The organism is Caballeronia grimmiae, from assembly GCF_022879615.1.
Lineage (GTDB): Bacteria > Pseudomonadota > Gammaproteobacteria > Burkholderiales > Burkholderiaceae > Caballeronia > Caballeronia grimmiae.
Genome location: NZ_CP084271.1, coordinates 1334269 through 1355870, shown reverse-complemented (window position 1 = coordinate 1355870; position 21602 = coordinate 1334269). Strand labels below are relative to the sequence as shown.

The 21602-nt window shown below is 62.8% G+C and carries 21 protein-coding genes; 9 read left to right on the top strand and 12 right to left on the bottom strand.

The genetic code is table 11. The features are described 5' to 3' along the window. Nucleotides 1-197 precede the first annotated feature (197 nt). The 3 genes from LDZ21_RS06420 to LDZ21_RS06410 all read left to right on the top strand — a co-directional run bounded on the left by LDZ21_RS06420 (nt 198) and on the right by LDZ21_RS06410 (nt 3234). Nucleotides 198-752 carry an ankyrin repeat domain-containing protein gene (locus tag LDZ21_RS06420; protein ID WP_244794673.1) on the top strand — a complete coding sequence of 185 codons (555 nt, stop codon included), beginning with the start codon at nt 198-200 and terminating at the stop codon, nt 750-752. Between the two features lie 86 nt (nt 753-838). Next, a complete protein-coding gene (locus tag LDZ21_RS06415) occupies nt 839-1963 on the top strand; it encodes a PRC-barrel domain-containing protein (protein ID WP_244794672.1) in 1125 nt (374 codons plus the stop codon). A 32-nt stretch (nt 1964-1995) separates the two neighbouring features. Further along, on the top strand, nt 1996-3234 hold the full coding sequence (locus LDZ21_RS06410) for an MFS transporter (protein WP_244794671.1): 1239 nt from the start codon (nt 1996-1998) through the stop codon (nt 3232-3234). A 16-nt stretch (nt 3235-3250) separates the two neighbouring features. Here LDZ21_RS06410 and LDZ21_RS06405 read toward each other — a convergent pair whose 3' ends face one another. Beyond that, the gene (locus LDZ21_RS06405; RefSeq protein WP_244794670.1) at nt 3251-4633 is read right to left on the bottom strand and encodes an FAD-containing oxidoreductase; all 1383 of its coding nucleotides are present in this window, start codon (nt 4631-4633) and stop codon (nt 3251-3253) included. A gap of 164 nt (nt 4634-4797) precedes the next feature. Here LDZ21_RS06405 and LDZ21_RS06400 point away from each other — a divergent pair, with 164 nt between their 5' ends. Together LDZ21_RS06400 and LDZ21_RS06395 are read left to right on the top strand one after the other, a co-directional pair. Then, nucleotides 4798-6111, top strand: a complete 1314-nt coding sequence (locus LDZ21_RS06400; protein ID WP_244794669.1) for a cation:proton antiporter — start codon at nt 4798-4800, stop codon at nt 6109-6111. 10 nt (nt 6112-6121) lie between these two features. Further along, nucleotides 6122-6700 (top strand): P-loop nucleotide/nucleoside kinase family protein, encoded by a 579-nt coding sequence (locus tag LDZ21_RS06395; protein WP_244794668.1) that lies wholly within the window; start codon nt 6122-6124, stop codon nt 6698-6700. Here LDZ21_RS06395 and LDZ21_RS06390 read toward each other — a convergent pair whose 3' ends face one another. After that, the gene (locus LDZ21_RS06390) at nt 6701-7819 is read right to left on the bottom strand and encodes a saccharopine dehydrogenase family protein (protein ID WP_244794667.1); all 1119 of its coding nucleotides are present in this window, start codon (nt 7817-7819) and stop codon (nt 6701-6703) included. It abuts the gene before it with no gap. A gap of 134 nt (nt 7820-7953) precedes the next feature. Continuing rightward, on the bottom strand, nt 7954-8409 hold the full coding sequence (locus LDZ21_RS06385) for an Lrp/AsnC family transcriptional regulator (RefSeq protein ID WP_244794666.1): 456 nt from the start codon (nt 8407-8409) through the stop codon (nt 7954-7956). Nucleotides 8410-8679: 270 nt separating this feature from the next. On the opposite strand from LDZ21_RS06385, the gene LDZ21_RS06380 reads away from it, so the two are divergent. Next, the gene (locus LDZ21_RS06380) at nt 8680-9210 is read left to right on the top strand and encodes a Spy/CpxP family protein refolding chaperone (RefSeq protein ID WP_244794665.1); all 531 of its coding nucleotides are present in this window, start codon (nt 8680-8682) and stop codon (nt 9208-9210) included. Nucleotides 9211-9335: 125 nt separating this feature from the next. Further along, nucleotides 9336-9764, top strand: coding sequence for a PGDYG domain-containing protein (locus tag LDZ21_RS06375; RefSeq protein ID WP_244794664.1), 429 nt, complete (start codon nt 9336-9338; stop codon nt 9762-9764). 34 nt (nt 9765-9798) lie between these two features. Here the strand turns inward: LDZ21_RS06375 and LDZ21_RS06370 are convergent, their stop codons facing one another. The 8 genes from LDZ21_RS06370 to LDZ21_RS06335 all read right to left on the bottom strand — a co-directional run bounded on the left by LDZ21_RS06370 (nt 9799) and on the right by LDZ21_RS06335 (nt 18137). After that, nucleotides 9799-10164 carry a DUF3022 domain-containing protein gene (locus LDZ21_RS06370; protein WP_244794663.1) on the bottom strand — a complete coding sequence of 122 codons (366 nt, stop codon included), beginning with the start codon at nt 10162-10164 and terminating at the stop codon, nt 9799-9801. A gap of 12 nt (nt 10165-10176) precedes the next feature. After that, complete coding sequence (locus LDZ21_RS06365; RefSeq protein ID WP_244794662.1) at nt 10177-10986, bottom strand: YhfC family glutamic-type intramembrane protease; 810 nt, start codon at nt 10984-10986, stop codon at nt 10177-10179. Nucleotides 10987-10996: 10 nt separating this feature from the next. After that, nucleotides 10997-12109: a LacI family DNA-binding transcriptional regulator gene (locus tag LDZ21_RS06360; RefSeq protein WP_244794661.1), complete on the bottom strand. Its 1113-nt coding sequence runs from the start codon at nt 12107-12109 to the stop codon at nt 10997-10999. Between the two features lie 103 nt (nt 12110-12212). Next, nucleotides 12213-13184 (bottom strand): 2-hydroxyacid dehydrogenase, encoded by a 972-nt coding sequence (locus tag LDZ21_RS06355; RefSeq protein ID WP_244794660.1) that lies wholly within the window; start codon nt 13182-13184, stop codon nt 12213-12215. Nucleotides 13185-13920: 736 nt separating this feature from the next. Beyond that, nucleotides 13921-15204: an MFS transporter gene (locus LDZ21_RS06350; protein WP_244794659.1), complete on the bottom strand. Its 1284-nt coding sequence runs from the start codon at nt 15202-15204 to the stop codon at nt 13921-13923. Between the two features lie 82 nt (nt 15205-15286). Beyond that, nucleotides 15287-16282: a sugar kinase gene (locus LDZ21_RS06345; RefSeq protein WP_244794658.1), complete on the bottom strand. Its 996-nt coding sequence runs from the start codon at nt 16280-16282 to the stop codon at nt 15287-15289. A 70-nt stretch (nt 16283-16352) separates the two neighbouring features. Next, entirely contained in the window at nt 16353-17129 is a 777-nt protein-coding gene (locus LDZ21_RS06340; RefSeq protein WP_244794657.1) for a sugar phosphate isomerase/epimerase family protein, read from the bottom strand. A 117-nt stretch (nt 17130-17246) separates the two neighbouring features. After that, nucleotides 17247-18137 (bottom strand): LysR family transcriptional regulator, encoded by an 891-nt coding sequence (locus LDZ21_RS06335; protein WP_244794656.1) that lies wholly within the window; start codon nt 18135-18137, stop codon nt 17247-17249. A gap of 112 nt (nt 18138-18249) precedes the next feature. Between LDZ21_RS06335 and LDZ21_RS06330 the strand changes: the two genes are divergently transcribed. After that, nucleotides 18250-19329, top strand: a complete 1080-nt coding sequence (locus tag LDZ21_RS06330) for a YeiH family protein (protein ID WP_244794655.1) — start codon at nt 18250-18252, stop codon at nt 19327-19329. Nucleotides 19330-19403: 74 nt separating this feature from the next. Here LDZ21_RS06330 and LDZ21_RS06325 read toward each other — a convergent pair whose 3' ends face one another. Continuing rightward, on the bottom strand, nt 19404-20642 hold the full coding sequence (locus LDZ21_RS06325) for a cystathionine gamma-synthase family protein (RefSeq protein WP_244794654.1): 1239 nt from the start codon (nt 20640-20642) through the stop codon (nt 19404-19406). Between the two features lie 208 nt (nt 20643-20850). Between LDZ21_RS06325 and LDZ21_RS06320 the strand changes: the two genes are divergently transcribed. Beyond that, nucleotides 20851-21588, top strand: coding sequence for a glutathione S-transferase (locus LDZ21_RS06320; RefSeq protein ID WP_244794653.1), 738 nt, complete (start codon nt 20851-20853; stop codon nt 21586-21588). Nucleotides 21589-21602: the final 14 nt, after the last annotated feature.

Genomic DNA, 21602 nt, shown 5'->3' with positions numbered 1-21602 from the left:
ATGCCGCGTCGTCAAGCGATGCAAAGCCGCGATGAACCGTGGCGCAGAACGTGCTGTCGCGCCGCAAGTGCGGCGCGCGTTCAAACCTGTGTATGCTGCCGATGATTCCGCGAGCGCTGATTGAACTGCGGCAGCATCGTCGAAGGCATGACGACTAACCGGCCGCGCACCGCCGCGTATCCAAATCGGAGCGAAACATGCAGCAAGATCCTAACGCCGATTCGCATCAAGCACCACGCGAAGGCCCCGACGAAGAGACCATCGCGTTCGCAGCCGAAGTCTTCAACGCTGCGCGCCGGGGCGACGCCCCGATGCTCGACGCCCTGCTTCACAAAGGATTGCCGCCCAACTTGCTCAACGACAAGGGCGATAGCCTCGTGATGCTCGCGAGCTACCACGGCCATGCCGACGCCGTGCGCGTGCTGCTGGAACACAAGGCCGATCCGAACCTGCGCAATGACAACGGCCAGACGCCGATCGCGGGGGCGGCGTTCAAGGGCTTCAAAGACGTGATCGAAACATTGCTCGCGCATGGCGCGGACGTAGAAGGCGCATCGCCCGACGGGCGCACCGCCTTGATGATCGCGGCAATGTTCAATCGCGTCGAGATCGTCGACCTGCTGATTGCGCGCGGTGCGAATCCTGATGCGCGCGATCAGGGCGGCCTGTCCGCCCGCGACTTCGCGCAGAAAATGGGCGCGGGCGATACGGCGGCGCAGCTCGCGAATCGTCCCGCATCACCCGGCGGCTGATCGGCGAAGGACACGGGGCCGCGCTCGCCGCGTTGGTCGACAAAATGCAAACCAGGAAGGCGGCACGGATAGATGGAGCTCTTGTGATGACAGGCGGTATCTCGACCGGCCATGCGGCGTTCGCTGCGCCCTTTTGGATACAGCGTGCATGGCGCGCCGCATCGCGCCTGATCGCCGGCTTGTCGCGGCTCTCGACCGGCTTCGTCGTGCTCGCCGCGTGCGCGCTGTCGGCGTGCGGCATCTTTCCGCAGCAGACGCCCGCGCCCATCGTCGAGCACTCGTACATCCCGGCTCCGAACGAAACCGAAATCGCCGATGTCGAGGAGCCCGCATCTGCTGTCGCCGTGCCGGAGCCCGCGTCGGCCGTGAAGCCTCCGCCTCCGCCGAAGCCCAAGCGCCGGGTCGTGAAGCCGAAGCCGCAGGAGCCGGTCATCGCGACGCCAACCGAGCCGCCGGAACCGCCACCGCCGCCGCCACAGATCATTTCGACGCGCATCATGCAGCACGACCAGTTGCACGGCCTTCTCGACGCCGAAGTGCAGCGCCCGGACGGCAAGGTCGTGGGCCGCGCGGTGGACTTGTACGTGGATACCTCGGCGAAGCCGAAGCTGCTGATGGTGAACCTGTCGGGTTTTCTGGGCGTCGGCGATCGCAAGGTGAACTTCCCATGGACCGCCTTCCGCTTTACGCCCAACGCGAAGACCGCGCCGATTACCTTTCTGCCTCCGCCGCCGCCCGCGAAGGGCAAGCCTGCGGACCCGGCGCCGAAGCCGCAGCCCGTCAGCGAGACGCCGCCGGGTTTCATGCAGCTCGTCGATTCGACGGTCACGCAAAAAAGCGGCGCGCGCATCGGACGCGTGGTCGACGTGCTGGTCGACTCGCAGGCTCAGCCTCAGGCGCTCGTCGTGGACCTGTCGAGTTCACTTGCAGCGGATAAACGTCACGTTGCGGTGAACTGGGGCGATCTGCACGTCGTCTCGCGCAACAAGCAGCTCGCGCTGCAAATGGATTTCAACGACGCACAGCTCAAGGCCTCGCCGACCTACGGGCCCGAGCAGCCCATCAAGATCGTGTCGCCGGTCGCACCGGTAGCGGCTTCATCGGCGACGGCCGCGGCTTCGGCCCCGGCGGGCTCGACGCCTTCCGGCACGACCGCCTCGGGCTCGGTGGCGGCGCAGGCTTCTTCGTCGGGCGCGCGGCCCGCCCGATAAACGGATCACGACATGGATAACAGAATCACGACATGGTAATTGCACGAAGTCTGCGTGCGCTCGACTGGCTGAACTTCTTCGTCGCCAACGTGCAGACTGGCTTCGGCCCTTTCATCGCGTCGTATCTCGCCGCCCACAAGTGGACGCAGGGCGAGATCGGCCTGATGCTGTCCGTCGGCACGATCACCGCGATGGCGAGCCAGCTTCCCGCGGGCGCGCTCGTCGATGCCATGCGCAACAAGAAGTTCGCGGCGCTTTCGGCAATCATCGCGATCATCCTGAGTGCGCTGCTGCTCGCCGCGAGCCCGACCTTCGTCCCGGTGTTCGCCGCCGAAGTGCTGCACGGCTTCGCGAGCTGCATGCTCGTCCCGGCGATGGCCGCCATCTCGCTCGCCCTCGTCTCGCGCGCCGATCTCGGCGACCGGCTCGGCCGCAATGCGCGCTGGGCATCGATCGGCAGTGCGCTGACCGCGGCGCTGATGGGCGCGTTCGGCGAATATCTGTCGCTGCGCTCGGTGTTCTTTCTGACGGCGGCGCTCGCGCTGCCGGCGATCGTCGCATTGCGCATGATTCACTACGAGCCGCCGCCCGTCGTGCCGCGCACGTCGCCCGGCAAGCCGAAGCTCACGCCCGAAGGCGAAGAGCGCGAATCGCTGCGCGAGTTGCTCAAGGACAGGCGTCTGCTGATTTTTGCGGCGTGCGTGGTGCTGTTCCATCTGTCGAACGCGGCGATGCTCAATCTCGCCGCCGGCGAGGTCACGGCGCACATGGGCGACAACGTTCAACTCGTGATCGCCGCGTGCATCATCGTGCCGCAGTTCATCGTCGCGGTATTGTCGCCGTGGGTCGGGCGGCAGGCGCAGAAATGGGGGCGTCGTCCGATCCTGATCCTCGGTTTCTGCGCGCTGCCGATACGCGCGCTATTGTTCGCGGGCGTGAGCAGCCCATACCTGCTGGTACCGGTGCAGATGCTCGACGGCATCAGCGCGGCCGTGTTCGGTGTGATGCTGCCGCTCATCGCTGCCGACGTCGCCGGCGGGCGCGGGCATTACAACCTCACGATCGGCTTTTTCGGCCTCGCGGCGGGCGTCGGGGCGACGCTGTCTACGGCGGCGGCGGGCTTTGCCGCCGATCGCTTCGGGACGGCAATGAGTTTCTTCGGTCTCGCGGGAGCGGGCGCGCTGGCGGTGGCGCTGGTCTGGCTGGCGATGCCCGAAACACGCACTGAGCATGCCGCGCCGGAAGTGGAAAAGCCGCCCGTGGAGGCCTGAACCGCGTTGATCCGGTTCAGCGCAGCGGCTTCAGATCGCCCAGCAAGGTCGGCACCAGTTCACTCACCGTCGGATGCACGTGCATCGCGCGTTGCAGCGTGGTGTACGGTGCATCGGCGTTCATGATGTCGACGAACGTGTGGATCACCTCGTCGCCTTCGATGCCGTAGATCGCGGCACCGAGAATGCGCTTCGTGTTCGCATCGACGAGCGCCTTCATGAAACCATCGGTTTCGCCGCGTTCGCGCGCACGGCCGACGCGCGTCATCGGCATCGTCGCGATCAGCGCGTCCCTGCCGTCCTGCCGCACCTCTTCTTCGCTCATGCCGACGCGGGCGAACGGTGGATCGACGAACACCGCGTAGGTCATGATGCGCGTATCGACGCTGCGCGACTCTCCGTCGATCACATTGGCCGCGACGATCTCGTAATCGTTCCACGATGTATGCGTGAACGCGCCGCGCCCGTTGACGTCGCCGATCGCCCAGACGCCTTCGACGTTCGTGCGCAACTGGCCGTCCACGTCGATCAGTCCGTGTCTGTTCACCGCGATGCCCGCTCTATCGAGACCGAGGTTATCGGTATTCGGCGTGCGTCCGGTGGCGAAAAGCAGATGCGACGCAACGATCGGTTCATCGCCAAGCGAAATGCGCAGCCCTTCGCCCGAACGCTCTACGCGCTCGGCTTGCGCGCCGAAGCGAAACTCGACGCCCTCGCGCACGAGCACGTCCTGCATCGCCCGGGCGATGTCGGCGTCCTCGCGCGTCAGGATGCGATCGCCGCGCACGAGCAGCGTGACGCGGCTGCCGAAGCGCCTGAACATCTGCCCGAATTCGAGCGCGATGTAACTCGCCCCGACGATCACGAGATGCTCGGGCACCTCCGTCAGTTCGAGAATCGTCGAGTTCGTGAGATACGGGACACTGTCCAGCCCGTCGATATGCGGAACGGTCGCACGCGTGCCCGTATTGATGAAGATCATGTCGGCGTCGATGTCCTGCGTCGCGCTGTCATCGCTTGTGATCTCGAGCGCGTGCGGCCCCGTAAGCCGGCCATGCCCCTTGAAGACGGTCATGTTCGGCGTGCCGCGCAGCCATTTCTCGATGCCATCGCGCGACGCACCGATGACCTCGTCCTTGCGCGCCTTGACGCGCGCCATGTCGATCGTGATCTCGCCGCCGATATCGACGCCATATCGGGACGCCGTGCGCGCGACATGCGCCGCCCGCGCGCTCGCCACATAGGTCTTGGTCGGCGTGCAACCGACGTTCACGCAGGTCCCGCCGAACAGGTGCCGCTCGATCACCGCCGTGCGTTTGCCGCTTTGCGCGAGCTGCACGGCAAGCGGTGAACCGCCCTGTCCCGTACCGATGACGACTGCATCGAAATGCTGTGACATGCGTGAGCCTCCGGTGGCGTGCATCGACGTGATTCGTCGGAACGATGCGTTCAAGATGGGGTGCGAAACGCCCGGCCATCTTACGCCGAACGCCGCCGACGGGCACGGTGCGTGCTGCCCGGTTCATTTAGCGTTCATTCACCCCGCTGCCTCCAAGGCGTTCAATGACAGAGACGATCTGGTTTCTCGTCGTCGGCGGCGTGCTCATCTTCATGGGGCTCGCCGGCTCGACATTCAAGCGCCTGCCGATCAGCACCGCCATGTGCTACCTCGCGATCGGCTTAGTGCTCGGCCCCGCTGGCTTCGATTTGCTGCATATCCAGCTCGACGGCGACGCGACCGTGTTGCGCCTCGTCACCGAAGTGGGGATGCTGGTATCGCTGTTCGCCGTCGGACTGCGGTTGCGCGTGCCGCCCACCGATCGCCGCTGGCTACTGCCTGTGCGGCTCGGCTTCGTCGCGATGGTACTGACCATCGTTCCACTGACGTTCCTGTGTGTGTACGCATTCGGCATGAGTTGGGGATCGTCGTTGCTGCTCGCGGCGATGCTCGCCCCTACCGATCCTGTACTCGCCCATGACGTGCAGATCGAAAAACCCGGCGACACCGATCTGCTGCGGTTCTCTCTAACGGCCGAAGGCGGCGTCAACGACGGCATCGCGATGCCCTTCGCGCTGCTCGGTATCGCCGTATGCCGCTACGAAGCCTCACCGGACGATGCGCTGCACTGGAACTTCGTACTCCAGGCTGCGTGGGGCACCTTCGCCGCGCTGGCGAGCGGCTGGCTGCTCGGCGGCCTGACCGTGCGACTCGTCGCTTATTTGCGCACGCAGCATGGCGAGGCGCTCGGCTCCGAAGGCTTCTACGCGCTGGGACTTATCGCGCTTTCGTATGGCGTGGCCGAGTTGCTACATGCGTATGCGTTTCTGGCGGTGTTCGCGGCGGGCCTCGCGATGCGTCGCGTCGAACAGAAGAAAAGCGGCGACAAGTCTGCCCGCGAGGCGGTCGGCACGATCGACGCCGACGATGTCAGCGCCACCGCCGCCGATCCCGAGCGCGCGCACGCATTCGTGGCCGAGCGCGTGCACGGCTTCACCATCGAACTGGAACGCATCGCGGAAGTGACGATCATGCTGATGGTCGGCTCCGTCCTCGGCGCGATGTGGCGCGAGCTATTCACCTGGCATGCGGCGATCCTCATTGCCGGGCTCTTTCTCGTGGTTCGGCCGCTTGCGGTGGAAGCGTCGCTCATCGGCGCGTGTGCATCACGTCCGCAGCGCCTGCTGATGGGGTGGTTCGGCATACGCGGTGTCGGCTCGTTCTACTATCTGCTTTACGCGATCGAGCAAGCGCCGAAAGCCGTGGCTGCGCCGCTCGTGCCGTTCATCATCGCGGCGATCACGGCGTCGGTCATCGTGCATGGCATGACGTCGACGCCGCTGATGAACCGTTATCAGCGCATACAGAATGAGGGCTGACTTCGAACCCATGAAACATCTGCTTTTCTTTTGCGGTCACGCGGGAACCGGCAAGACCACGCTCGCCAAGCGCCTGTTCGCCCCGCTGATGCATGCGACCGGCAAGCCCTTCTGCCTGCTCGACAAGGACACCCTGTACGGCGAGTACAGCGCCGCGGCGATCGGCGCGCTGACCGGCGATCCGCATGACCGCGACAGCCCGCTTTTCATCGAGCATTTGCGTGACCCGGAGTATCGCGGTCTCGTCGATACGGCCGCCGAAAACATCGCGCTCGGTGTCAGCGCGGTTGTGATCGCGCCGCTTTCCCGCGAGGTGCGCGAGCGGCGGCTGTTCGATCGCGCGTGGCTAGGGGTCGGTGACGATGTAACGATTCGCGTGGTCTGGGTTCACGTCAACGAAGACGTGGCGCACGAGCGCATCATGGCGCGCGGCGATCCGAACGATGCGTACAAGCTCGCAAACTGGCAGGCGTATCGCCAGCGTTTGTTCTTCCCCGACGACGCCCTCGCCGCCGATCTGCTGATGTTCGACAACACGTCGGCGTCGGCGGAAGACGAGGCGCGTTTGCTCGCGCGCCTCGTGGCTTGATCACGCGGCTGCGAGTTGCCGCGCGGTCGCGAGAGCGTTCGCGCCTTCATAGAGCTTGCCGAAGCGATTGTTCAGAAAGGCTTCGAGCGGCACCTGCTCCTGGCGCACGAAGCCGCTCTGCGGCAGCACGCCTTCCCGGAACAGATCGAGTTCGGCGCACACCGCGCCGGCCGTCGTGATCTGAATCGCACTCATCGGCGCGCCGCAAACTTCCTTCGCGAAAATTTTGCGCGTGAACACGTTCTGCACGAGTTGGCCGCCGGGACCGCCTCGCATGCCTGTCACCGTAACGAAGATCAGCACGACGTCCTGCGTGGTCGACGGCACCGCGCGTTTCAACATGGCCTTCAAACCGTCGCGGTCGGTGGACATGCGCAGATCATCGAGCAGGAATTTCATCAGGTCGCGGTGGCCCGGATAGCGCACCGATTTGTAATCGAGCGTCTCAACCTTGCCTGCGAGCGTTTCGCATAACGTGCCGAGCCCGCCCGATGTGTTGAACGCCTCGTACTCAATGCCATCGAGCGAGAAATGTTCGACGCCTTCGAGCGGTTGCACCCATTGCGTGCGGCCTTCGCGTACGGCTTCACAGGGCTGGCAATACTCGTTGATGAGACCGTCGATGCTCCACGTCAGGTTGTATTTCAGCGCGTTAGTTGGAAATTCGGGCAACGCGCCGACGCGCATCTTCACGTCACGCAGGTTGTCGAGCCGCTTGGCCAGATCGTGCGCGACGATGCCGATGAAACCCGGCGCGAGCCCGCATTGCGGCATGAATGCGGTATGCGCATCGTCGGCGATGGCGCGAATGGCATGCGTCGCGCGCACGTCTTCGGTGAGATCGAAGTAATGCACGCCCGCCGCTTTCGCCGCCGACGCGACGCTGATCGCAAGGTAATACGGCAGCGCATTGACGAGCGCATCGAAGCCGGTGAGCGCATGACGCAGCGCGGGCGTATCGGCGGAATCGACGCGCCGCGTCGCGACGCCGAGCGCGTCGAGTTGGGCGAGCGCGTGTTCATCGCGATCGAATGCAACGATGTCGAAATCGCCGGTTTCACGCAGCAAGCGGGCGATGCTCTGGCCAATCAGACCGGCGCCTATGAGAGCCACTTTCATTTTTTCGTCTCCTCTCGTGGATGCGGATGCCACCAGTCTAGGAGGACGCGAATATTGATCCTAGGCGCAAAACGATGCGGATCGACGACGTTTGTCGTCATTTTGACGAGTGCAACTTGCATTTTGTCGACCAACTACCCGGCGCGGTCGATTTTTCGCGCCAGGATGATCGAAGTCGTCGTCCGCTCGACGCCCTCCAGCGCGCCGATCTCATCGAGCAGATCGTTCAGGCGATCCGGCGAATCGGCGCGCAGCCATGCGACGTAATCGAACTCGCCGCTCACTGCGCACAGCAGTTGAATTTCAGGCATACGTGCGAAACGCTTCTGCACATCGCGGCCGTACTTAGGCGCGATCTTGATGCCCACATAAGCCTGGATGCTGGCATCGAGCACCTCCTGCCCGAGCCGCACGCCATAGCCCGCGATCACGTTGTTTTTCTCGAGACGTGCAATGCGTGCGATCACCGTGGTGCGCGCGATGCCGAGTTGCCGCGCGAGATTCGCGACGCTTTCACGCGCGTTCATCTGCAGCAGCGCAACGAGATTGCGGTCGATGTCGTCCAGTTGATCGAGGCGCGGCGGTCTCATTTCGTCCCTTTGTTTTGCGTTGTCGTTGTGCGTCGATTATCGCTTTTTGCATTTTGCGTGCGGCATGCAAAACGCCGCCGCAACGTTCGATTTTTCCAGAGACGTATCGAATGTAAGCAGTTGTGGCAATGCAGGCGCTTCGTTATCCAATCGTGATACTAATATCGGGCGACGGCGACACAGCCCGTCCGCGCTGTCGACAGCCTTTCAGCGCACTCATCAGCAGGACGTGGCTCGCCTCCCTTTTCCATCGATCGAAGGACTTCCCGAATGAAAAAAACACTCGTCGCCATCGTGACGTCATGCGTCGTTACCGCAGCGTTTGCTCAGGCGTCCGCTCCTTCCGCACCCGCGCCTGTGTCGGCACCCGCCGTGCAAAAGGCTGCATCCGCGCCGGCCGGATCCAAGCGAGAAGCGCGCGTCGAAGAGCGCATTGCGAAACTGCATGCGGAGCTCAAGATCACGTCGGCACAGGAAGCGCAATGGGCGCCCTTCGCGGACGCCATGCGCGACAACGCCCGCGCGATGTCCGATCTGTACCGTCAGCGCATCGCGCAGCGCGACAGCATGTCCGCGCTGGACGACATGAAGCAGTACCAGCAGATCACGCAAGCAAACGCGGACGGCACGAAGCGTCTGGTCGATGCGTTCGAGCCGCTGTACACGAGCCTCTCGCCCGAGCAGAAGAAGCTGGCCGACACGAGTTTCCGTCAGGAAGGTCGCGAACACGCACGACGCGAACACGCACACCGGACGCCTCATACATCGGGCGCAGATGCGGCATCGGCGACGAAGCCGTAAGCGCGTCCATCGACGTTAAGCGAAGTCAAGCGAAGTCAGGCCCGCATCGTCCGCGATGCGGGATTTTTGCAGTTTGCAGCGATTGCCGTTAGGATCGCGCTCCTTCAATCGCCTATCATCTTTTCATGCTCAAGCTCTCGCAACCCGACCTCGCATCCGATCCCGCAGCACGCCGTGTCGTCAAGGACGAAGCGGTGTCCGTCGAATTCGCTGCCGCCGCGGGCGAACTGATGAGTCTCGAAGGGCCGAACCGTTATGCGCCCGGCGATGCGATCGTGACCGGCGCATCGGGCGAACGCTGGGTCGTGTCGCGCGAGCGGTTCGACGCGAAGTATCTTCCCGAAGGCGGCATCGCGCATGGTGAGCCGGGCACGTACCGGAACCGGCCGAGCATCGTGCTCGCAAAACAGATGGACGCGCCCTTCACCATTGCGCGTTCAGCGCACGGCGATATGCTCACGGGCGATGCCGGCGACTGGGTCATGCAGTACGCGCCGGGCGACTATGGCGTCGTCAAGGCGGCGCGCTTCGCGAAGGTCTATCACGACGCGTGAGCGTTTCAGCGCCTCGACGTTTCAGTCTCTTCGATCAAGCGAAATCCTCGCCCATCTCGATCTCCACTTCGCGCGGCACCGTTTCGCCGTTCGCGTACGTCTCCTCCAAAGAGCCGAGCGTCGCTTCGACATAAGCGCGCAGCACCGCATAGCTGCGCGCGTGCATGCGTGGCGGCATCGCGCGATAACGGGCGAGCGCGGCGGGATCGAAGCGCACGTCGATGGTGATGCGGCGGGCCGTCGAGCCAAAGCGCATCGCCACATAATGAATCATCAGCGAAGTGCGGCCCGTATCGTCGATGCGCTCGGCAAACTGCGTCTGTTCGGGGAATAGATCACTGATGACGTGCGCGAGCATGTCGATGTCCGCGCTCGGACAGTCGTATTGATAGTCGTCCATGATGTCGGTCGTTCAGGGTTGGCGCGCGTCGATTCGAATGTCGTCGGCGGCGCGGCGATAGTACCGCACCAGAGCCGCTGCAACGATCGCGCCCAGCACGAGATAAACCGCATCGGCGGCGATCAGCGGAATCAGGCGCGCCTGAAACAGCGCAGCCGGCAAGCCGACGAGCGCATGCGCCGCGATCAGCACGGCAAGCGCATGACGTGATCGCTCGCGCAGCATTTGCCACATCAGCGCCGAAAAGCCGAGCTGAAAGACGAACGCGGTCACACGCTCGACCAGAAAGATCCCCGCCGATACGGGCGACAGGCTCATCAGGATCACATGAATGCGGGCGATGGCATCGAGCGGCGCGCTTTCGAAGTGCGAATCGAGCGTGCCGTTGTTCGCGAGCACCGCATAGACGATCCATTGCGCCTGCACGAGCACGCCGACAATCCACGCTTCCGCCCCGCCATGCCCGATGCCATAGCCGAGTCCCGGCCCGCGCCGCTGCAACGCCGCCGGCTCGCGTCGGATCAGCCATTTCATGCCGAGAAAGCGCCCCACTTCCTCGCAGACGCCGGCGGCCAGCGCGCCATACACGACGAAGGCGACGGGATTCGCGAGCCACTTCGACGTGACCGCGTTGCCGAGCATGAAGCCGTGGAGCGCGCGCTCGATGACCATCGCGAACAGCGCGAAGACGGCGATGCCGAGTATCGCCTCGCGCGGCACGAGGCCGAAACGCGGACGCATCCGCCGATACAACACGATCGGCATGGCGGCGACGGCGAGCGTCACGAGCACGAGACTCGCAAGCGTCGAAAGACTGATCATTCGCTGTCCTTCATAAACCTTGAGACGGGAGTTGCGCTTGTTCAGGCACCGCGCAGTGTGTCGATCCGCGCACGATGAGTTCGCCCGGTAATAGGCACTCGCGCGCCGGCATGGCCGCTCCGCCGAGCCGCTCGTGCAGGAATTCGACTGCACGCCGGCCGATTTCATAAGTAGGCTGCCGCACCGCCGTCATGCCGGCGAGTTGCGCCCATTCGGAATCGTCGATGGCAAGCAGCGCGACGCTCGCCTGCCAGTTTGTGCCGAACCGCTCCTTCAGATGCACGGCGACACGTAGCGCCACCGGTCCGTTCGCTGCAAAAAGCGCAACGCGTTTGCCGGCCGCACGCGCCGCACCGATACGCTCATCGAGCTCGGCGAGCGCAGACGCCGCGCTGGCGAGATCGATGACGAGCGTGGAGCCGCTTGCGCGAAGCGACGCGACGGTCTCACGAAACGCCGCTTCGCGCAAGCGCCGTGAACTGACGTGCGTCACCGGCTGCACGATGAAAAGCAGTTCGTCGAAGCCTTCGTCGACGAGATGACGCGTTGCGAGTGCGACGGCGGCGGGGTTGTCGAGGCCGACCATGTCGGTCACGATGCCTTCGACCGTGCGATCCACGAGCACGACGGGGATGCCGCCATGCGTGAAGCCTTGCAGCAGTTCTTCCTTCACGCCCAGCGCATTGACGATGACCCCTTCGACGCGATACGTCGTCAGCAATTGCAGATAGCGCCGCTCCATGTCGACTTCATTCGCGGCATGGCAAATGAGCGGCATGTAGCCGAGCGCATGGCATGCGGCCTCGACGCCTTGCAGCACTTCGACGGAGTAAGGATTGGTCAGGTCGGCGAGCAGCATGCCGATCAGGCGATTGCGGCCGCGTTTGAGGCCGCGCGCCATTTGATTGGGACGATAGTCGAGCTTCGCGATGGCTGCTTCGATTCGTCCAAGCAGATCGCGTGAGAGCACGCCGGTTTCGCCGTTGAGATAGCGCGAGATGCTTGTTTTGCCGGTGCCGGCTTCGCGAGCGACATCGGTGATCGTGGCGGGCCGGCCGGCGAAGGATCGCGGACGATGCGCCTCGGTGCCTGGGTGATCGGGGTCGTTGGACTTGTTCGTCATTGCGGCCTGTCTCCTGCTGTTGGGGCGGCGAAGCCATCCCCTGCGGATGGCGTGCGCACGCCCTAAGCATGTTAGCGCATGCACCATGGCCATCCCATCGCTGTCAGCGCATGCGGACTTCGCGGTTGACGATGTTTTGCGTGAGCGTCCCGTCGAGCGCGCCGAGCAGGTTTTCCGCAGCGTTGCGATTCATTGCGTGTCGAGTTTCGTAGGTGGCCGAACCAATATGCGGCAGCGCGACGACGTTCTTCATGGCGAGCAGCGGCGAATCCGCGGGCAGCGGTTCGTGCTCGAAGACATCCAGTCCCGCGGCGCGGATCACGCCATCCCTGAGCGCTTCAATGAGCGCGGCTTCATCGACGGTCGGCCCGCGCGATGCGTTGATGAGGATCGCGCTTGGCTTCATCTTCTTCAACTCGTCGGCGCCGATGAGACCGCGTGTTTCGGGCGTGAGCGGCACTTGCAGGCAGACGAAATCGGATTGCGCGAGCAGTTCGTCGAGCGTGACACGTTTCGCGCCGTACTGCTTCTCTGCTTTCTCATTAGCGTGGCGATTCGTGTAGAGCACGTTCATGCGAAAGCCTAGCGCAGCGCGTCTTGCCACTGCTCCGCCGATACGGCCGAGTCCGACGATGCCGAGCGTCTTTCCCTGCACGTCGACGCCGAAGCATGCTTCACCGATGCTTGCTTTCCAGTTGCCTTCCTTGACCCATTCGGCCAGTTCGACGACCCGTCTCGCGCTCGCGAGGATAAGGGCGAAGACGGTATCGGCGGTGGATTCAGTGAGCACATCGGGCGTGTGCGTGAGGATGATGCCGCGGCGCGTGAGGTCGTCGACATCGAATTGATCGTAGCCTACCGAGACGGTCGAGAACGCTTTCAGGCGCGTGGCGCCTTCGATCATGTCGGGCGATATCTTCACGCTTGCGCCGATGGCACCGTCGGCGTCGTTTAGCGCCGCTATGAACGCGGCTTTGTCCTTCGGGTCGACGTTGATTACGTCTGCGTGGTCTCGCAGGTAGGCTTCCACGTCGGACGGTAAGGGTTTGTAGGCTACGATTTTTTTGCGATTCATAGGGGTTGGGGTGCCCTTGACTCGGGCGAGGAGTTTTTGGTTGGTGGTTTGCTTCTGGCTTCTGGTTGCCTGTCGATGATATGCCTGTTTTCGAATTGCTTGCTCTTCATGTTTTTTGTTTCGCGTCGGTCTATTAGCTCGCCCCTCCCCGGGGCGGGGGAAAGCAGCTTTTTCGAACCGCCCGCAGCATGAACTCGTGTGCTCACTTCGTGGGACATCGGTGCACTCAAATTAATTAGCATCCTTGAACAACCTTCCACGCCCGCTGAGCGCCACGTCCTCTTGGCTCGTCAACACCGAACATACGCCAGTCATCACGCTTGCAACGCGGCACTCATCATTCAACGCAAACAGGCCTCGCTCTGTGGAGGAGCAATGCTTGAATTTTCAATCGCTTCGCGCTACTTCTCCGCTTGGCAATTGTTGTTGGATCGGATGCTCGCCGTTCAAGATGTGCGTTACGCATCGTGCTCCACTGGTGTTGCCGAGCCAAGGGGCTCGGAGGACGTTAGTTGTCAGCGGGCGTGGAAGGCGATTCAAGGCTCTTTCAAGCTGAGTGCCACCGCTGTTCTACGAAGTGGACAACAGGTCAGTGCTTCGGGCCAGAAAAGCCGCTTGCTTTGCTTACTTTCTTTGCAGCGGCAAAGAAAGTGACCCCCGCCCGGGAAGGGGCGAGCCAATAGACCGACACGAACACAAGTTCAACGCACGAAGAATGCCCTAGATGAAGCGCACATCAAGACCGAACCACCGCCGCCCCGCGAACACCGCCTTGAGGCTTAACAGCCAACGTAAGCCACACAGCCCCGAGCAGCGCAGCGCTCATGAAGACGTAGGAAGCGGCCGGCGACCCGGTCGCCCCATTGAGATAACCCACCACATAGGACCCAACGAACGACCCAAGCGCACCCATGCTATTGATAAGCGCCATCGCCCCACCCGCGACGTTCTTCGGCAGAAGCTCCGGCACGATCGCAAAGAACGGCCCATAAGGCGCATACATCGCCGCCCCAGCAATCACGAGCAACGCATACGAACCCCAAAAGTTAGTCGAACCGAGCAAATACGAACCCGCGAACGCGATAGCACCGACGAGCAAAAACGGCCATACGAAAGCCTTGCGCGCCTGCAACTTGTCGGAAGCCCACGAAGCGAGCAGCATCGCAATGGTCGCAGCGAGATACGGCACCGCAGACAGCCAGCCCGTCTCGACCATGCCAAGCGTCGAACCGTTCTTCAAAATCGACGGCAACCACAGCACAAAGCCATAAACACCGATGCTCCAGCAGAAATACTGCGCACACAGCTTGATGACCGCCGGCGACTTGAACGCCTCACCATAATTCTTTACCGGCTTGATAGCAGCCTGCTCGGCACGCAGCGTCGCATCGAGGTCACGCTTTTCCTGCTCTGACAGCCAGTTCACCTGCGCAGGCTTGTCCTTCACGATGAACCACCAGATCACCGCCCATACGACAGCCGGCAAGCCTTCCGCAATGAACATGTGACGCCATCCGAACGAGTTCACGAGATAGCCCGATACGACCGACATCCACAGCACCGTCACCGGGTTGCCCAGAATGAGGAAGGTGTTCGCACGCGAGCGCTCGGACTTGGTGAACCAGTTCGCGATGAACACGAGCATCGCGGGCATCACCGCCGCCTCGACCACGCCCAGCACGAAACGAATTGCCATCAGCGATGGAATGTTGCTAACCATGCCCGTCGCCGCAGCACAACCGCCCCACAGCACGAGGCTCCAGAACACGAGCTTCTTCACACTGCGCCGCTCGGCATAGATCGCGCCCGGAATCTGGAAGAAGAAGTAGCCCAGGAAGAACAGCGCGCCAATCAGCGACGACAAACCCTTGCTAATGCCGAGATCCTGATTAATGCCCGCAGCCGCCGCGAAACCATAATTCGCGCGGTCCAGATAAGCGAGGCTGTAGGTAATGAAGACGATCGGCATGATCGCCCACCAGCGGCGGACCGCCAGCTTGGGTGTCGAGGAAGAATGCATGGTTGTCTCCGAACGTAAGTCGGTTGAGTCTCTCTGGGTAGTCCGCGTCGGTCTTGCCGACGCGTTACTCGCGGTTCACTGATCAGGCGATGACTGCGGCTCGGGCCGTCTTGTCGTTGGAATCCTGCGCTTCGAGTGCATCGAGCGCGGCGCGCGTCGGCAGGCCTTCGCTATCGCCGATAACCTGAATCGCCAGTGCACCGATGCGGTTGCCGCGAACGATTGCATCGCGCATGTCGCGTCCTTCGAGGAGCGCGCTGACGACGCCGACCGCGAAGCCATCGCCCGCGCCGACCGTATCGACGACATTCGCGACCGGCGCCGCCGGCACGATGCCCTCGTCGTCAGCAGTGCGAAAATACGCACCGTGCGCCCCCAGTTTCACGATTACGCCCTTTGCGCCACGATCCAGATAGAACGCCGCGATGTCTTCGGGCTTCGCGTAGCCGGTAAGCGTCAAACCCTCGTTCACGCCCGGGAGCACCCAATCGGCCAGTTCAGCCAGCGCGTTCAAAGCATCGGCCATCGCTTCACGCGACGGCCACAGCGTCGGGCGCAAGTTCGGATCGAAGGAGATCGACTTGCCTGCAGCACGCATTTCGCGCGCCATGTGGAAAGCGAGTTCGCGCGAAGTCGCCGATATCGCCGGGGCCACCCCAGTCAGATGCAAGTGACGCGCGCCGAGCACGTAGTCGGCGGCATAGTCGTCGAGAGACAGATGGCTCGCGGCGGAATTCTTGCGGAAATATTCGACGGCCGGATCGCTGCCGTCGTCACACTTGCCCTTGAGCTGAAAGCCGGTCGGATAGCGCTCGTCGACCGTCACGCGGCGCGCGTCGATACCCTCGGCGGCGAGCACGTCGAGCACATAGCGGCCGAACGAATCGTTGCCGACACGGCTCATCCAGCCCACCTTGAAACCGAGCCGCGACAGGCCGATCGCCACGTTCAGGTCCGCACCGGCCACGCGCTTGGTGAACTGGCCGACCGTCGCGAGATCCCCCGTGGCGGCCGCGACGAACATCGCCATCGCTTCGCCGTAGGTGACCACATCTAGGGCTTCGTGTTGTATTTGCATGTCGGGTCCTTGTGTTCTGTGCTGGGTGCTACGCGTTTGCATGCTAAATGCGGCATGCAGCGCGCTGAATTCAAAATGCCGCGATGCGCGCAACCTGGACGGCGGCGTCGGCTTCGCTCTGGAGCGGATATTCGATCGCACGCGGCACGGTCGGGGGCAACTGTTCGAGAATCGCGGCGAAGCGGGCGTCGTCGTGCGCCGGCGCAACGGCGAAGCGCCGTGCGCCCTCGCCCTGCGTCGTCTTGCAATGCACGTACGCGACATGCGGCGCGAGCCGCTGCGCCGCATCGAGCGGATCGGCGCCCGTCCAGTGCCAGTTGCCCGTGTCGAACGTCATACCGAGAGCGCTCTCTGCGGGGAGCGCGGCGAACAGCATCTCGAATGCACCAGGCAGGCCGCCTTCTACCGACTGCCCGTTTTCGACGACAACCCGCGCCCGCGAGCCAGCGATTGCACGCGTAATGCAATCGATCGTCGCGGCATCGGTAGCGACGCTGCCCTCTTTGCCGCCCAACTGCAGCTTCACGATGCGCGCGCCTAGCGCGTGGGCTTCATCGATGGCGAGAGTCAGCGCATCGGCATCCAACGAACCATCGCCACGAAACAGCGTCGCGGGCGTCGAGTGCACGGCCCACACACCCGCGCCTCGAATACGTTCGCCGAGACGAGCCAACGCATCGAGTTGCGTGCCTGCATCGTCGGCGATCAGCTCGCGCCGCACTTCGAAACCGTCCGCGCCCGCGAGTGCCGCCTTCTCCGCGCAAACGGCGTGTCCATCGCGACGCGCTGCTTCGGCGCCAAATGCGCTCGCGACGATGACGACTTCAATGCTGTTCGAGTTTTCCACCACGCTCTCGCTCGCTTGGAACCGGTTCCAATCACCGACCAGAAAAAAGACGCCTGGGCGTCTTGCTGAGAACAGATAGTGCGCCGAGCGCGCCAAGTCGCGCCATAGTGGAATTCCCTAGCCGAAGCAATCAGATTGTTCGCAAAGTTCAAGGAACCGCAATGCGACGCGCGACGGCGCCGCTGCATGCGGCATCACGATGGAAAAGCGGCGCGTGAGCGGCGTCGGCAATACGTGCATGCAGCGCAGCAGCGTGGACTCGTGACGGATCGACATCGCCGATACGAACCCGATGCCCATCCCCGCCCGCACTGCTTCCTTGACGCCCTCGACGCCCGCAATCTCCAGCGCGACGCGCATCTGGGCGCCGCAATCCGCAAAGGCACGCTCGACGATCTGCCGCACGCCCGAGCCGCGTTCGCGCAACACGAGCGGATGCTCGCTCAAGGCCGGGAGCGTGGCGGCATCGCGACCATCGGCGAGTGGATGGTCACTTGGCACGATCGCGACGATCTCGTCCTCGCGCCACGGCGTGACGCTCGCGGTGGCAGGCAGTTCGAGCCCCGCTGGCCCTTCGATGATGGCGATATCGAGCGAACCGAGCGCCGCAAGAATCTCGGTGGTATTGCCATCGATGGTCGTCACAGCGACGTCCGGATATCGCTTATGGAAAGCGGCGATCAGGTAGGGCAACAGATAGCTGGCGGGCGTCGTGCTAGCGCCGACGCGCAGCGTGCCGCGCTCGAAACCGCGCATCGCGTCGCGCAGGCCATGTGCGTCCCGGAAAGTTTCGCGTAGCCGTGCGGCATGCACGAGCAGTTGTTCGCCCGCGGGCGTGAGGCGAACGCCGCGTCCATCGCGCTGATACAGCGGTTCGCCAAATTCTTCCTGCAATAGCCGGAGTTGCCCCGACACGGCAGGCTGCGATAAATGCAATGCGATTGCCGCCCGGCTGATGTTGCTGTGGTCTGCCACCGTGGCGAAGGTTATCAGTTGTTCCGGGGTCATTTCGTAAAAATATCATTTCAGCCGATATATTGCATTCTAAATCACGATTTTTCATATGCATATATCAAGAATAGGATAACGACATCGCCCTAACGCTCGCAGGAAGGACGCCATGTCCACGCTCCAATCGCACGCTCCCGGTACTTCGCATTCCACCGCACGCGGACAACTGAACGGTATCTTGTTCGTCGCGCTGTTCGCGGCGGCGGTCACGCGGCTCGCGGCGCTGCCCGCCATCGCCGGGCTTGGAATCAGCCCGCTGATCGTCGGCATCATCGCGGGGGCGATCTACGGCAACGCACTCAAGGATGGCATGCCGCAAAGCTGGGCGGCCGGCGTGAACTTCTCGGCGCGCAAACTCCTGCGGATCGCGGTCGCGTTCTTCGGGCTACGCGTGAGTCTGCAGGAAATCGCGCAGGTCGGTCTCGCTGGCATCACCGTGTCGGTGCTTGTCGTGGTCAGCACGCTCGTCATCGGCACATGGGCCGGCATGAAGCTAATGAAGCTCGATCGCGATACCGCCCTCCTCACCGCTGCCGGCAGCGCGATTTGCGGCGCGGCGGCCGTGCTCGCGTTCGAATCCACGCTGCAGTCGAAGCCGCACAAGAGCGCAATGGCCGTCGGCAGCGTCGTGTTGTTCGGCACGCTTTCGATGTTCCTTTATCCGCTCGCGATGCACGCCGGCTGGCTCCATCTTGATACGCTCGGCGCGGGCCTGTTCTTCGGCGGCACGATCCACGAAGTGGCGCAGGTCGTGGGCGCAGCGAGCAACGTCAGCCCGGAAGCGACGCACATTGCGACCATCGTGAAAATGACGCGCGTAATGCTGCTCGTGCCCGTGCTGCTCGTCGTGGGATTCTGGGTCAGCCGCTCACGCGGCGCCAATCACGCGTCGGACGGTACGCCTCAAGCGGGCAAAGGCAAGCTCGCGGTGCCCTGGTTCGCGCTCGGTTTTCTGGCGCTCGTCGTCGTGAACTCGCTGCATGTGCTGCCCGATGCCGCAACCAGCACGCTCAACACGCTCGACACTTTCGCGCTCACCATGGCAATGACCGCGCTCGGCATGGAAACGCGCATCTCGCAGATCCGCGAAGCGGGCCCGCGTGCGCTTGCCACCGGCGCGATCCTTTATGCATGGCTGATCGGCGGCGGACTGGCGATCACCCTCGGCGTCGAGCGCCTGTTCAGCTAATCGACCGCATTCAAAATGCAAAGGCCGCCTTCATGCGAAGGCGGCCCTTTTGTTTGCATTCAGAAGAAAACCACTTATGCGAGCTTCAAGGCTTGCTCGAAATCGCTGATCAGGTCGTCGATTTCCTCGATGCCTGCCGACAGCCGGATCATCCCGTCCGATATGCCCATCGCCTTGCGCGTTTGCTCGCCGGCCTCGAAGAAGATCGTCGGCGCAACGGGAATAATGAGCGTGCGCGTGTCGCCGAGGCCGGTGGCTTTGACGGGTAGTTGCAAAGCGTTGATGACATCGACCATTCGATCCGGATTACGCAACTCGAATGACAGCAGCCACGAGCCGCTCTTGAACAGCGCCTTCGCGATGCCATGCTGCGGATGACTTTCGAGCCCCGGATAAAACACGTTGCCAATCGCGTCGTGTCGCTCCAGATAATTCGCGAGCGCGAGCGCATTGTCGCTGCACTTCGCGACGCGTAACGCAAGCGTCTCAGCCCCCAACGCAATCTGATGCGCCTGTTCCGATGACAAGGCCGCGCCCATATCGCGCAGACCTTTCTTGCGAATCTGCAGAAGGCCTTGTTCTTTCGATGCGGAACGGCGGTAATCCTCCGCGATGTTCGGATATTGACTCCAGTCGAACAGCCCGGTATCGGTGACTGCCCCGCCGAGCGCCGCGCCATGACCCGCAATGGTCTTCGTCAGCGAATTGATGACGAGGCTCGCGCCGACGTGCTTCGGCCGAAACAGCGCAGGCGACGTGATCGTGTTGTCGACGACATACGCAAGCCCACGTTCGCCGCACAGTTCGCCGATACCCCGAAGGTCCGGAATCTGCGTGCCCGGATTAGCGATCGTTTCGACGAACACCATGCGCGTGTTCGGCTTGATGGCATCGGCCACGTTATCGCGCACGCCGGCATCGACGGTCGTCACTTCGACGCCGAGGGTGCGCAACGTATTGAACAGGCTGTTCGTATTGCCGAAGACGTAGCGGCTCGCGACGAGATGATCGCCCGCACGCAAAAGCGTGAGGAACACCGCCGTGATCGCCGCCATGCCCGTGCTGAAACATATTGAGCCGACGCCTTCCTCGAGGTTCGTAATCTTGCGTTCCAGCGCGGCGGTAGTCGGCGTGCCTTGCCGCGCGTAATTGAATCCGCCTTTCTTCGTGCCCTGGAATACGCCGATCAGATCTTCCACGCGCTCGAATCCATACTGGACCGATGTGTGAATCGGTTGGCGCAGGCCACCGTGTTCGACACCCGTGTTTCTGTCGCCGTGAACGATGCCCGTGGTGAAGCCTTGCTTGTCCATCCCTTCTCCGCTTCGATGTCTATGTCTTTCGCTGCCGCTATGCGTCCGGTACTTCATGCATGCCGAATGCAGAAAACCATTCTACACCGGGGCTTTTTGACCGCTGGCCGCTCACCAGCACAGGAATAGCCGTTGCTCGCAGCCGTGCTTCAATGGACGATGACAGACAACGCCGCGGCTTGCGGCACGACTGACGAGGAGCTCACGCATGGCTTACGAACTCTACTACTGGGACGGTCTGCAGGGCCGCGGTGAATTCGTGCGGCTCGCGCTGGAGGATGCGGGCGCTGAGTACATCGACGTGGCGCGCGAATCGAAGAAAGACGGCTATGGCACGGACGCCATGATGAGGCTGATGAACAGCAGGACCGAGCCGCACATTCCCTTCGCACCGCCGTTTCTGAAAGACGGTGAACTCATCGTGCCGCATGTGGCGAACATTCTGTTGTATCTCGGTCCGAAGCTGAATCTTGCGCCGAAGGATGAAGGCTCGCGTTACGTCGCGCATGGACTGCAACTGACGATCACTGATTTCGTCGCGGAAGTGCATGACACGCATCATCCGCTCGCCACGGACTTGTATTTTGAAGACCAAAAAGACGCCGCCAAGATTCGCGCGCAGAATTTTCTCGACAAGCGCGTGCCGAAGTTCTTCGGATACTTCGAACGCGTGCTCAAGCAGAACCCGCACGGCGATACGCAGATGATCGGCGACACGATCACTTACGTCGATCTGTCGATGTTTCAGCTCGTCGAAGGTTTGCATTACGCATTCCCTCGCGCGATGAAGACATTCGCGGAGCACTATCCGCGCGTGTCTGCGCTGCACGACGCGGTGCTCGCGCGGCCCAACATCGCTGCGTACGTGGATTCGGAGCGACGCATCCCGTTCAACGAATCCGGCATTTTCCGTCACTATCCCGAACTCGATCAGGACGCTAAGTGACTCACGCGCCCGGT